This window comes from Salmonella sp. SJTUF14076, from assembly GCF_015534835.1.
Classification (GTDB): Bacteria; Pseudomonadota; Gammaproteobacteria; order Enterobacterales; family Enterobacteriaceae; genus Salmonella; species Salmonella enterica.
The window spans coordinates 1,692,051-1,704,827 of sequence record NZ_CP064674.1; the positions used below are offsets into that span (position 1 = coordinate 1,692,051).

Annotated in this window: 10 protein-coding genes; 7 read left to right on the forward strand and 3 right to left on the reverse strand. The window is 52.2% G+C overall.

The window, feature by feature from the left end; genetic code table 11:
- The first annotated feature begins 170 nt into the window (after positions 1–170).
- Both lysP and cirA read left to right on the forward strand, forming a co-directional pair.
- Entirely contained in the window at positions 171–1,640 is a 1,470-nt protein-coding gene (lysP, locus tag HU143_RS08085) for a lysine-specific permease (protein WP_000535000.1), read from the forward strand.
- A 345-nt stretch (positions 1,641–1,985) separates the two neighbouring features.
- On the forward strand, positions 1,986–3,977 hold the full coding sequence (gene cirA / locus HU143_RS08090; protein ID WP_023227099.1) for a catecholate siderophore receptor CirA: 1,992 nt from the start codon (positions 1,986–1,988) through the stop codon (positions 3,975–3,977).
- Positions 3,978–4,020: 43 nt separating this feature from the next.
- On the opposite strand, the gene HU143_RS08095 is transcribed toward cirA, so the two are convergent.
- The gene (locus tag HU143_RS08095) at positions 4,021–5,343 is read right to left on the reverse strand and encodes an MFS transporter (RefSeq protein WP_000023807.1); all 1,323 of its coding nucleotides are present in this window, start codon (positions 5,341–5,343) and stop codon (positions 4,021–4,023) included.
- Between the two features lie 32 nt (positions 5,344–5,375).
- A complete protein-coding gene (gene serB, locus HU143_RS08100; RefSeq protein WP_023227098.1) occupies positions 5,376–6,263 on the reverse strand; it encodes a phosphoserine phosphatase SerB in 888 nt (295 codons plus the stop codon).
- A 216-nt stretch (positions 6,264–6,479) separates the two neighbouring features.
- Between serB and HU143_RS08105 the strand changes: the two genes are divergently transcribed.
- Both HU143_RS08105 and HU143_RS08110 read left to right on the forward strand, forming a co-directional pair.
- Positions 6,480–7,847: an L-serine ammonia-lyase gene (locus HU143_RS08105; protein WP_000443206.1), complete on the forward strand. Its 1,368-nt coding sequence runs from the start codon at positions 6,480–6,482 to the stop codon at positions 7,845–7,847.
- Between the two features lie 4 nt (positions 7,848–7,851).
- The gene (locus HU143_RS08110; protein WP_000876815.1) at positions 7,852–8,241 is read left to right on the forward strand and encodes a helix-turn-helix domain-containing protein; all 390 of its coding nucleotides are present in this window, start codon (positions 7,852–7,854) and stop codon (positions 8,239–8,241) included.
- Here the strand turns inward: HU143_RS08110 and fghA are convergent.
- On the reverse strand, positions 8,230–9,087 hold the full coding sequence (fghA, locus tag HU143_RS08115) for an S-formylglutathione hydrolase (RefSeq protein ID WP_000425487.1): 858 nt from the start codon (positions 9,085–9,087) through the stop codon (positions 8,230–8,232). The two genes, HU143_RS08110 and fghA, sit on opposite strands and share 12 nt — an antisense overlap.
- A 329-nt stretch (positions 9,088–9,416) precedes the next feature.
- Here fghA and folE point away from each other — a divergent pair, with 329 nt between their 5' ends.
- The 3 genes from folE to galS all read left to right on the forward strand — a co-directional run bounded on the left by folE (position 9,417) and on the right by galS (position 12,414).
- Entirely contained in the window at positions 9,417–10,085 is a 669-nt protein-coding gene (gene folE, locus HU143_RS08120) for a GTP cyclohydrolase I FolE (protein ID WP_001139611.1), read from the forward strand.
- Between the two features lie 14 nt (positions 10,086–10,099).
- The gene (gene yeiB / locus HU143_RS08125; RefSeq protein WP_001518079.1) at positions 10,100–11,242 is read left to right on the forward strand and encodes a DUF418 domain-containing protein YeiB; all 1,143 of its coding nucleotides are present in this window, start codon (positions 10,100–10,102) and stop codon (positions 11,240–11,242) included.
- A 149-nt stretch (positions 11,243–11,391) separates the two neighbouring features.
- Positions 11,392–12,414 carry an HTH-type transcriptional regulator GalS gene (gene galS, locus HU143_RS08130; protein WP_023227097.1) on the forward strand — a complete coding sequence of 341 codons (1,023 nt, stop codon included), beginning with the start codon at positions 11,392–11,394 and terminating at the stop codon, positions 12,412–12,414.
- Positions 12,415–12,777: the final 363 nt, after the last annotated feature.

Genomic DNA, 12,777 nt, shown 5'->3' on the forward strand with positions numbered 1-12,777 from the left:
CCGGGCGGCATCGCCATTTTTAGTATCCGCTTACGTATACGTTATTCTCTGCTTTACTTATAATCCGTGGCCGGTCATGAAGGTCTCTTATAACCGCGCATTTGTGTCGGAAGGATAGTATTTCGTCTGTTACAATCGCGCCTCATTTTTTGGATGGATAGCATTTTCACATGGGTTCCAAAACTAAAACCACAGAAGCGCCCGCGCTACGTCGCGAATTAAAGGCGCGTCACCTGACGATGATTGCCATTGGCGGCTCCATCGGGACAGGTCTTTTCGTTGCATCTGGTGCGACAATTTCTCAGGCGGGGCCAGGCGGCGCGCTGTTTTCTTATATTCTGATTGGTTTGATGGTCTACTTCCTGATGACCAGTCTTGGCGAGCTGGCGGCCTATATGCCAGTATCTGGCTCGTTTGCGACATATGGTCAGAACTATGTGGAAGAAGGCTTTGGTTTCGCGCTGGGCTGGAACTACTGGTACAACTGGGCGGTGACTATCGCTGTTGACCTGGTTGCCGCGCAATTGGTGATGGGCTGGTGGTTCCCGGACACGCCGGGCTGGATCTGGAGCGCGCTATTCCTCTGCGTCATTTTCTTGCTGAACTACATTTCTGTACGCGGTTTTGGCGAGGCGGAGTACTGGTTCTCGTTAATTAAAGTCGCGACCGTTATTATCTTCATCATCGTTGGCGTAGCGATGATTATCGGCATTTTTAAAGGTGTCGAGCCGGTCGGCTGGAGCAACTGGACGACGGGCGATGCGCCTTTCGCTGGCGGTTTTGCGGCAATGATTGGCGTCGCGATGATCGTGGGCTTCTCTTTCCAGGGAACTGAGCTGATTGGTATTGCCGCCGGGGAATCTGAAAACCCGGAGAAGAATATTCCACGCGCGGTGCGTCAGGTGTTCTGGCGTATTCTGCTGTTTTATGTTTTCGCGATTTTGATTATCAGCCTGATCATTCCTTATACCGATCCAAACCTGCTGCGTAACGACGTCAAAGACATTAGCGTCAGTCCGTTTACCTTAGTGTTCCAGCATGCGGGCTTGTTGTCTGCGGCGGCGATAATGAATGCGGTTATCCTGACGGCGGTACTGTCTGCGGGTAACTCCGGGATGTATGCCTCGACCCGTATGCTCTACACCCTGGCCTGTGACGGTAAGGCCCCGCGTATTTTTGCGAAATTGTCCCGCGGCGGCGTACCGCGCAATGCGCTTTATGCCACCACCGTGATTGCCGGTCTTTGCTTTTTGACCTCAATGTTTGGCAACCAGACGGTCTATCTGTGGCTGTTGAACACCTCCGGTATGACGGGCTTCATCGCCTGGCTGGGGATTGCCATTAGCCATTATCGCTTCCGTCGCGGTTACGTGTTACAAGGGTATGATGTGAATGATTTGCCGTACCGTTCCGGGTTCTTCCCGCTGGGGCCGATTTTCGCCTTTGTACTGTGCCTGATTATTACGTTGGGGCAGAACTATGAAGCGTTCCTGAAAGATACCATCGACTGGGGCGGCGTCGCGGCGACCTATATCGGTATTCCGCTGTTCCTGCTTATCTGGTTCGGCTACAAGCTGATAAAAGGTACGCATTTCGTGCGCTATAGCGAAATGCACTTCCCGGAACGCGTTAAAAAGTAACGCGGTATTCTCGTCGTAGGCCGGATAGGCTTTTATGCCGCTATCCGGCACTGACTGCCTGAATCTGACTCTTCTAACCCTCTCATTCGAGAGGGTTTTTTGTTTTTTCTTCATGATTGGTTCAAATGACATAATTATTAACAATTAAATTGATAATTATTATCGTTTGCTTTATCGTTACGCTCGAAATCAGAAAGGATGAAGATTCGGGCGCGACCGTCACTCATGAGCCCGACTCGCCTGCATAAAAAGAGTTCGCCGTGATAACCGTTATCGCAGGCGAAACGTAATGCGTTGTGAGCGATAACCAATTTTTTTGTCGTATTTACCTCATGGAGAAATGGAATGTTTAGGTTTAACCCTTTCGTTCGGGTAGGGCTTTGTATGTCCGCAGTTACGTTGGCCTGGCCGGTTGCCGCGGCAACGGATGATGGTGAAACTATGGTCGTTACCGCGTCCGCCATCGAACAAAATCTGAAAGATGCGCCAGCAAGTATCAGCGTCATTACCCAGCAAGATTTACAGCGCAGGCCCGTGCAAAACCTGAAAGATGTCCTGAAAGAGGTGCCGGGCGTACAGCTCACTAACGAAGGGGATAACCGTAAAGGCGTGAGTATTCGTGGTCTGGACAGCAGTTATACGCTGATCCTGATCGACGGTAAGCGCGTTAACTCCCGTAACGCGGTCTTCCGCCATAATGATTTTGATCTGAACTGGATACCGGTTGACGCTATCGAACGTATTGAAGTGGTGCGTGGCCCCATGTCCTCGCTGTATGGCTCCGATGCGCTGGGCGGCGTGGTCAACATTATCACCAAAAAAATTGGTCAGAAATGGCACGGCAGCGTCACGGTTGACTCCACTATTCAGGAACATCGCGACCGTGGCGATACTTATAACGGTCAGTTCTTTACCAGCGGTCCGCTGATCGACGGCGTGCTGGGAATGAAAGCCTACGGTAGCCTGGCGAAACGCGAAAAAGACGAGCAGCAGAGTTCCGCCACCACCGCTACGGGTGAAACGCCGCGCATTGAAGGATTTACCAGCCGGGATGGAAACGTCGAGTTTGCCTGGACACCAAACGAAAATCATGACGTTACCGCAGGCTACGGTTTTGATCGCCAGGACCGGGACTCCGACTCGCTGGATAAAAACCGTCTGGAACGGCAAAACTATGCGTTGAGCCATAACGGACGTTGGGATCTCGGCAATAGTGAGCTCAAATTCTACGGCGAAAAAGTGGAAAACAAAAACCCCGGCAACAGTAGCCCTATCACGTCAGAAAGCAATTCGATTGACGGGAAATACGTTCTGCCGTTAGCGTCTGTCAACCAGTTCCTCACCTTCGGCGGCGAATGGCGTCACGATAAACTGAGCGATGCGGTGAACCTGACCGGCGGTTCCAGTACTAAAACCTCCGCCAGCCAGTATGCTCTGTTCCTTGAAGATGAGTGGCGCATCTTCGAACCGCTGGCGCTGACCACCGGTATTCGTATGGATGACCATGAAACCTATGGCGATCACTGGAGCCCGCGTGCTTATCTGGTCTATAACGCAACGAATACCCTGACGGTGAAAGGTGGGTGGGCCACGGCCTTTAAAGCGCCGTCGCTATTGCAATTAAGTCCGGACTGGGCGACCAACTCCTGCCGTGGCGGATGCCGCATTATCGGTAGCCCGGATCTGAAACCTGAAACCAGTGAAAGCTGGGAGCTCGGCCTTTATTACCGTGGCGAAGAAGGCATACTGGAGGGCGTGGAAGCGAGCGTTACCACGTTCCGTAACGATGTGGACAATCGCATCAGCATTAGCCGTACCCCTGACGTTAACGCCGCGCCCGGCTATTCCAACTTTGTCGGTTTCGAAACCAACAGTCGGGGACAGCGCGTTCCGGTCTTCCGTTATTACAACGTGAATAAAGCGCGTATTCAGGGCGTGGAAACCGAGTTGAAAGTTCCGTTTAACGAGGCGTGGAAACTGTCGTTGAATTACACCTATAACGACGGACGCGACGTCAGTAATGGCGGGAACAAGCCGCTTTCCGATCTGCCGTTCCACACCGCGAACGGTACGCTGGACTGGAAACCGGCGCAGCTCGAAGACTGGTCATTCTACGTATCAGGGAATTATACCGGGCGTAAGCGGGCCGACAGCGCAACAGCGAAAACGCCGGGCGGGTACGTGGTCTGGGATACCGGCGCGGCATGGCAGGCGACGAAAAACGTTAAACTGCGTGCGGGCGTTCTGAACGTGGGCGATAAAGATCTCAAACGCGACGACTACGGTTATACCGAAGACGGACGTCGTTACTTTATGGCGGTGGATTACCGTTTCTGACAGAGACTGGCGACAGCCGCGTTTTGCCGCTGTCGCCAGAATGTTATAACCGATGCAGCCTGGAGAGCAGCGCCAGCGACAGAGTCGTTAGCAGAATGGCGATCACCGCATAGATATAAACGCCCGACCACGCCCAGCTATTTTTCACCATAATTACCGGCACACCGGCCATTGCCGCGCCGACATAGCTGAACAATCCCCGAAAGCCGGTAATCGATCCCGCCGCATCCTTATGGGTCACATCCAGACAGCCGACGGCAAAAAGCATATGCGGTCCGTATAAGGCGAAGCCCATGATGGTGAACAGAATCGCGGTGAGGGTGTAAGAGGTATCCTGAACCAGCGGCACCAGCACGATGCATATGCACAGCGCTAACGCGAAGATTAATCCGGTCATCCAGCGGTTACTTTTGAACATAAAGTCAGACAAGTAGCCTGCCAGCAACCCACCTGCCAGTCCGCCCGCCTCAAACCAGGAAATAATCGAGTTCGCTTTTATCAGGCTCCAGCCGTGAACCTGCGAATAGTAAATCTGCGGCCAGTCGTTAAGGATTGTGCGCGCAATATAAACCGACATATCACCGATAATAATGATCCATACTAGTGGATTGGTCAGGATATATTTCACAAAAATCTGCCAGAAGCTCAGGTTGACCGGGCTGGCCTTGACCTGGGCCAGTTCCGTCGGGTCGTTACGCCACTGCCCCACGTTGGGCAAACCTAACGTACCGGGACGATCTTTAATGGTAAATAGCGCCACTATCCCCATCAGCAGTGAAATGGCGCCGGGAACATAAAACCCCATTTTCCAGCTACCGCTAAAGGCGATAGCAAAGCTGGTCAGCAGCGGCGCGAGGCTGCCGCCGATATTGTGCGCCGCTTCAACGATAGCCCACCAGCGTCCCCGTTCGTTTTTCGAAAACCACGAGGCCATAATTTTCGCCATCGGCGGAAAGCTGGTGCCCTGTAAGATCGCGTTGAGGCTGTACAGTACGTAGAATGCCGCCACGCTATCGGAAAAACCGAACAGAATATTTACAATCCCCACGCCAATCAGCACCGGGCCGGTCATGGCTTTCGGGTTAATTTTATCGACCAGCATCCCGCCGACAAACTTCATCGCGCCATAAAGAATGTAAAAAATAGAAGACATAATGGCGAAGTCTTCTGCGGTCAGCGACGTTTCCGTCAGCATGGCCGGCATCGCGGCGGAGAAGTTTTTACGGGTAAGATAAAAGACGGCATAAGAGATAAAGACCGAGGCGATAATCTCAAAACGAAATTTTTTATAGGTCTGGTCTATCTCTTTTTTCTCTTTTACAATCGGCTTATCGGGCTGGCTGAAAATAAATGTTTTTATACTCATTTTAAAATTCCCTTCCGGCGAGGTGAGTCGCGTTATAATTCATCTTCAATAAGAAAAAGAAGCAATTCGAAACCGTGATAATTAATCTGATGGTGGATTTTTTCCCGTACAACCGGCTTCGCTTTCCAGGCAATACCGGTGCCAGCATGTTCTAACATCGGCAGATCGTTGGCGCCATCACCACAGGCAATAATATTCTCCGTGGCAATATTTAACCGGGCAGCCAGGTCAACCAGCGTCTGTTTCTTGTTTGCGGCGTTCATAATCGGCAAGGTAATGTTATCCGTCAGAACGTTATCGCGTATTTCAACCGTATTCGAAAAGGCATAATCCAGTTGATACCGCGCTTTTAGACGCTGGGTGAATATATCCAGTCCCCCGGAGATAATCGCGGTTTTAAATCCTTTGGCCTTGATGACTGGCAGAATAGTTAACAGGCCTGGCGAAAGGGTCATGCGATCGCATACGGCGTTCAGCACTGCTTTCGGCGTGCCTTTCAACATTCCGATACGTCGGGTAAAACTGGCGTTAAAATCAAGCTTGCCCTCCATCGCCTGTTGGGTAATGGCGGTGATTTGCGTCGACATGCCAAGCTCGCGGGCAATTTCATCCACGCCTTCTTCCGCAATAAATGTGGAGTCCATATCAAACGCGATAATACCGTTAGCAGGCAGTGGCTGCGGCTTAATAAAAAAATCAAACTGCCATTGCAATGAGAGTTCGCGTAAATAGCGATAAAATTCAGGCGTCAGACATTCCGCTGGCAGCGTAAGTTTTAGATAAGCAGTATTGATAAGCGCGGCATAACGTTTATCAAATAATAGCGGAAACGGCATGGTGACGGCATTCAATAACGTTTCCTGTAATTTTTTCTGAAACGTATCGATATCCTGTGTAGTAATAAAATAAATAATGCTCATATGATAACTCCCTTAATTTACGGGTATTATAATGGCTCTTTTGCGGCGTGGAATCTCGTGCTATCACAGATATCACAGCCAGAAAAGGGCTAAAAAAGCGTTGTTTTTGATACCAGGTAAAGTTCAGACACAAAAGGTATCACTTTTGATATGCCAACTGTGCGAGGATGTTATTTATTACTGAACGCGAATGAGACTGAAAGGATTGATATAACGATGGAGAGTTGCCTTGATATATTCAAAATAGTAATAGGTCCATCCAGCTCACGTACCGTAGGGCCGATGCGCGCCGCCTGTCACTTTATTTCATTGCTCAGAGAACAAGAGACGTTACCGCTAATTCGGGAAATTGAAATCGAGCTGTATGGCGCGTTATCGTTAAGCCGCAAGTGCCACAATGTGGATACCGCCCTGTATCTTGGGCTGCTGGGTTGCCAGCCGGAGAATGTCGATCTCCGTTCGCATATGGCGGTGATTAAGCGTGCGGAAAATGAAAACAAAATCGAACTCCCGCTCTCTGACGCGGGCGGAATCACGATAAAAGTCAAGATTATAGCTAATCACCAGGCGCATCCAGGCCATCCTTATGCCATGACGTTTCGCGCCAGGGATGATTATTTTACGGTGTATGAAGAGACCTGGTTTTCTACCGGCGCCGGGCAGGTTCGTAAACATGGCGAGCCGCTGACGCCATCGCTTCCTTTGCGTACAGTGTCGCCCTTTGAATTTAGTCATGCCGCGCAGTTGCTGGCGCTGTGTCGGCGTAACGGCCTGTCCGTGGCGGCGCTGATGATGAAAAATGAGCTGTGCCGCCACTCGCCACAGACGTTGCAGAATTATCTGGCGCAAATATGGGACGTGATGCAGCAGGCGGTTTATCGCGGCCTGCATACTGAGGGGGTATTACCCGGTCCCTATCAGGTACCGCGGCGCGCCTGTGCGTTACATAAGACGTTACAGGCTAACCGCTCCGCCAGCGATTTTTTAACCGCGCTGAACTGGGTCAATGCCTTCGCGATTGCGGTAAGCGAAGAAAATGCCAGCGGCGGACAGATTGTTACCGCGCCAACCAATGGCGCGTGCGGCATCATTCCGGCAGCGCTCTGCTGGTATGATAAATTTGTCACGCCGCTGGAGCCCGGTGCTCTGACCCGTTTCTTCCTGACCGCCGCCGCTATCGCGATATTGTTTAAACAAAACGCCTCTATTCTGGGATCTGAAGTTGGCTGTCAGGGGGAAATCGGCGTGGCGTGCTCAATGGCGGCGGCGGGCCTGGCTGAACTGATGGGCGCATCCGTGGAGCAAACGCTGAGCGCCGCTGAAATTGCCATGGAACATCATCTGGGATTGACCTGCGATCCGCTGGGCGGGCAGGTACAAATTCCCTGCATAGAGAGAAATGCCATCTCTGCCGTGAAAGCGATAAACGCGGCGACGATGGCGATGAGTCGCGTAAGCGAACCCTGTATTTCGCTCGATGAGATCATTGCTGCGATGTACGAGACCGGTAAAGACATGAGCGCTAAATACCGTGAAACGTATCATGGTTCGCTGGGGAAAATTCAGCCGCGCAAGAGAGGGTAACAGCGTGAAATACAATACGATGAATAACGACGAGATTATCCTGTCGTTGTGCGCCCGCTTAAAGGAGACGCGTCTGTCTCTTGCGATGACCCAGCAGCAGCTTGCCGATCGCGCGCACGTTGGCATCGCCACCATCAAGCGTATCGAGAAGGGGGGAGGGCTCAATCTTGATACGTTAATTTCTCTCCTGCGGGCGCTGGATAAGTTGCATAATCTTGATGCGGTGCTGTTTGAATCCGAGCTGCGTAATTTTCACGAAAGTTATGAAGGCGGAGAGGGCAGCGGCCGCCTTCAGGTACGCCAGCAGGCCGCGGATTTAAATAATAAATCTTCCGCGCCGCAGTCGGAGGAGGTGAATTACAGCGCGGCGCTGGAAAATTCATTATGTTGGTGACGCCTCACGCTCGTCCCGTAAATACCGGGCATGAAAGCGCAGATGGTCCTCGATGAAGGACGCAATAAAATAATAGCTATGATCGTAGCCAGGCTGGATTCGTAGCGTCATCGGCCAGGCGGTTTGCCGCGCGGCTTCCGCCAGTACGGCGGGCTGAAGTTGATCGGCGAGGAATTGATCGCTGTCGCCCTGATCGATGAGCACAGGAATGGCGTCCTGCGGCTGGCTGGCCAGCATTAATTCGCAGCTATCCCACTCAGTCCAGGCTGATTCATCTTCGCCGAGATAAGCGGTAAGCGCTTTGATTCCCCACGGCACGCGGCTGGGGTTGACGATGGGCGCAAAAGCAGAGACGCTGGTGTATTTGCCCGGATTTTTCAGCGCCATGATTAACGCGCCGTGGCCGCCCATCGAGTGCCCGCTGATGGCGCAACGGTCGCTGACGTTAAACTGTGTCTGGATAAGCGCCGGAAGCTCATCGCGCAGGTAATCGTACATGCGATAATGGCTGGCCCAGGGCGGCTGTGTGGCATTGAGATAAAACCCGGCGCCGTGGCCTAAATCGTATCCGCTATCGTCGGCGACCTGTTCACCGCGTGGACTGGTATCCGGCATCACCAATACAATGCCCAGTTCTGCTGCGATACGCTGCGCGCCTGCTTTGGTAGTAAAATTCTCATCATTGCAGGTCAACCCGGACAACCAGTACAGTACCGGAGGCGGTTCATTATCCTGAGTCGGCGGAAGAAAAATGCTGAATGTCATGGCGCAGTTTAGCGTGGCGGCATGATGACGCCAGCGCTGCTGCCAGCCGCCAAAACATCGGTGCTCTTCGAGCATTTCCATGCGGGAGCTCCTTTTATAGTGAACCTGATAAGGTATGCAGATTCTTCATAATACAGATTATTCACCGCGTTGTGAGTAACTTTCACTTCCGTAATACATAAACATGCTTCATCATTTAAATAACGTTGCGTTAACAAATATGCCCTTTGTCCTGCCAGCATTCTCGCAACGGAAAAGATGTCATGAAAGGCAGCGACAATTTCAACAATTATGGGCGTGAATACTGGATTATGTGCGCTACCTCACGCACAATAATCACACTGTCACAATATTGACAAACTTTGCCCCATGCAGGGCAGAGGCGCCACACCTGCAGGAGAACACGATTAATGCCATCACTCAGTAAAGAAGCGGCCCTGGTTCATGACGCGCTGGTTGCCCGGGGGCTGGAAACGCCGCTGCGCCCGCCTATGGATGAACTGGATAATGAAACGCGAAAAAGTCTTATCGCAGGGCATATGACTGAGATTATGCAGTTGCTGAATCTCGATTTGAGCGATGACAGTCTGATGGAAACGCCGCATCGTATCGCTAAGATGTACGTTGACGAGATTTTCGCCGGCCTCGACTATGCCAATTTCCCGAAAATTACCCTCATTGAAAATAAAATGAAGGTGGATGAAATGGTCACCGTCCGCGATATCACGCTGACCAGCACCTGTGAACATCACTTCGTGACCATTGATGGCAAAGCGACCGTCGCGTATATCCCCAAAGATTCCGTGATCGGCCTGTCGAAAATTAACCGCATCGTGCAATTCTTCGCCCAGCGTCCACAGGTTCAGGAACGTTTGACCCAACAAATTCTGACGGCGCTGCAAACCTTGCTCGGCACCAATAATGTAGCGGTATCGATTGATGCGGTGCATTACTGCGTGAAAGCGCGCGGTATTCGTGACGCAACCAGCGCCACGACGACGACGTCGCTGGGCGGATTGTTTAAGTCCAGCCAGAATACGCGCCAGGAGTTTCTGCGTGCCGTTCGCCATCATCCATGATTAAGGCGGAGACGATGGAGCGTAATGTCACGCTGGATTTTGTACGTGGCGTCGCTATCCTCGGTATCCTGCTTCTTAACATTAGCGCCTTTGGATTGCCGAAGGCGGCTTATCTCAATCCCGCCTGGTACGGCGCGATCGTTCCCGAAGACGCCTGGTCCTGGGCGATTCTCGATATTGTGGCGCAGGCTAAGTTTCTTACGCTGTTCGCGTTGTTGTTTGGCGCGGGGCTACAAATGCTGCTTCCGCGTGGTAAACAGTGGATTCAGTCGCGCTTAACGCTATTGGTACTGTTAGGTTTTATCCATGCGTTATTCTTTTGGGACGGCGACATTCTGCTGGCCTACGGTCTGGTCGGGTTAATTTGCTGGCGACTGGTACGCGACGCGCCTTCGGTAAAAAGCCTGTTCAATACCGGCATACTCCTTTATCTGGTCGGGATTGGCGTGCTACTGCTGCTGGGCGTGGTATCGAGTAGCGAAACCAGCCGCGCCTGGACGCCGGATGCGTCGGCAATATTGTATGAAAAATACTGGAAGCTGAACGGCGGCATGGAGGCTATCAGCAACCGGGCAGAGATGCTGTCGAATAGTTTACTGGCGCTCGGCGCGCAGTATGGCTGGCAACTGGCAGGTATGATGCTGCTGGGCGCCGCGCTAATGCGTAGCGGCTGGCTGAAAGGTCAGTACAGTCTGCGGCACTATCGCCGTACCGGGGTTCTGCTGGTGGCGTTAGGGCTAATGATCAACCTGCCTGCGGTCATTTTACAATGGCGGCTGGACTGGGCGTACCGCTGGTGCGCCTTCTTATTGCAGGCGCCGCGCGAACTGAGCGCGCCGTTGCAAACGCTGGGCTATGCCGCGCTGATGTTTGGCTTCTGGCCGCAGCTTAGCCGATGCAGACTGACGCTTGCCATTGCCTGCGTAGGGCGAATGGCGCTGACCAATTATCTGCTGCAGACGATCATCTGTACCACGCTGTTTTATCAGTTTGGCTTATTTATGAAATTCAATCGACTGGAACTCTTGTTCTTTGTCGTTCCGGTATGGGCAATAAACCTTCTCTTTTCCGTCATCTGGCTACGTTTCTGGCGACAGGGACCGGTCGAGTGGTTATGGCGTCAACTCACGTTGCGCGCGTCAGGATCGCTCAGATAACGATCTGGATCACATTCATTAACAAAATGGCTGTAACCGTTTCCATCCCTGTGATGTTTCTCACGCAGCCCTGGGCAGGGGGCTGACAAAATAGCCGCCTGCTAACGGGGCATTTGTGAGCATTTTTGAACTCAAACAGGGCAGTGAATATGATCACCATTCGTGATGTAGCGCGCCAGGCTGGCGTGTCTGTAGCGACCGTTTCCCGCGTACTGAATAACAGCGCGTTGGTCAGTCCCGACACCCGTGACGCCGTTATGCAGGCCGTCACCCTGCTGGGATATCGGCCAAATGCGAATGCGCAAGCGCTGGCCACCCAGGTGAGCGATACCATCGGTGTCGTGGTCATGGATGTTTCCGATGCCTTTTTCGGCGCTCTGGTGAAAGCCGTAGATCTGGTCGCGCAGCAGCACCAGAAATATGTTCTCATTGGCAACAGTTATCATGAGGCGGAAAAAGAGCGCCATGCGATTGAAGTCTTGATCCGTCAGCGTTGTAACGCATTGATTGTTCACTCAAAAGCCTTAACCGATCGCGAGCTGAGCGACTTTATGGATCAGATCCCCGGTATGGTGCTGATTAACCGTATCGTGCCGGGTTATGCGCATCGTTGTGTCTGTCTCGACAATGTGAGCGGCGCCAGAATGGCGACCCGAATGTTGCTGAATAATGGACATCAACGCATCGGCTACCTGGCCTCCAGCCACCGTATTGAAGATGACGCGATGCGCAGAGAAGGGTGGTTACACGCGCTGCAAGAGCAGGGGGTTGCTGCGTCGGAGAGCTGGATTGGCACCGGCACGCCGGATATGCAGGGCGGCGAGTCGGCAATGGTTGAGTTGCTGGGACGCAATCTGCAACTGACGGCGGTATTTGCCTATAACGATAACATGGCGGCGGGCGCGCTGACGGCGTTAAAAGATAACGGCATCGGCATTCCCTTGCATCTGTCTGTCATCGGTTTCGATGATATCCCTATTGCTCGTTATACCGATCCTCAGTTGACTACCGTGCGCTATCCTATTGCTTCTATGGCGAAAATCGCGACCGAGCTGGCGTTACAGGGGGCCGCAGGCACGCTGGATATCACGGCGACGCACTGCTTTATGCCGACCCTGGTGCGGCGCCATTCGGTGGCGTGGCGACAGAATGCGGTACTGATCACTAACTGATTACGCACCGCATGTAACCGTTTTCAATCTGTGAGTAAATTCACAGTTTATTAACATTGTGATAGTTATGATGACAACGTTTGTCGCACTGTAACTAATGTGTAACAGTTAGTTGTCAGTTTTACTGGGGTATTTCGCTTATAAAAACCGTTATCACAATATCCCGCGACTACCGGACAAAAATAAAGAGTTGAATAAGAGCCTATCCCATTAGGGCTATTTTACTTGCCATTTTGGTCCTGGGCAGTGCTCGCCAAAACGCGTTAGCGTTTTGAACGCCGCTTGCGGCGGCCCGAAGGGCGAGCGTAGCGAGTCAAACCTCACGTACTACGTGTACGCTCCGGTTTTTGCGCGCTGTCCGTG

Bases quoted from the DNA above. Each gene is read 5' to 3' on its own strand.
- lysP (WP_000535000.1), top strand. From the start codon at position 171: ATGGGTTCCAAAACTAAAACCACAGAAGCGCCCGCGCTACGTCGCGAA.
- cirA (WP_023227099.1), top strand. From the start codon at position 1,986: ATGTTTAGGTTTAACCCTTTCGTTCGGGTAGGGCTTTGTATGTCCGCA.
- HU143_RS08095 (WP_000023807.1), bottom strand. From the start codon at position 5,343: ATGAGTATAAAAACATTTATTTTCAGCCAGCCCGATAAGCCGATTGTA.
- serB (WP_023227098.1), bottom strand. From the start codon at position 6,263: ATGAGCATTATTTATTTTATTACTACACAGGATATCGATACGTTTCAG.
- HU143_RS08105 (WP_000443206.1), top strand. From the start codon at position 6,480: ATGGAGAGTTGCCTTGATATATTCAAAATAGTAATAGGTCCATCCAGC.
- fghA (WP_000425487.1), bottom strand. From the start codon at position 9,087: ATGGAAATGCTCGAAGAGCACCGATGTTTTGGCGGCTGGCAGCAGCGC.
- folE (WP_001139611.1), top strand. From the start codon at position 9,417: ATGCCATCACTCAGTAAAGAAGCGGCCCTGGTTCATGACGCGCTGGTT.
- yeiB (WP_001518079.1), top strand. From the start codon at position 10,100: ATGGAGCGTAATGTCACGCTGGATTTTGTACGTGGCGTCGCTATCCTC.
- galS (WP_023227097.1), top strand. From the start codon at position 11,392: ATGATCACCATTCGTGATGTAGCGCGCCAGGCTGGCGTGTCTGTAGCG.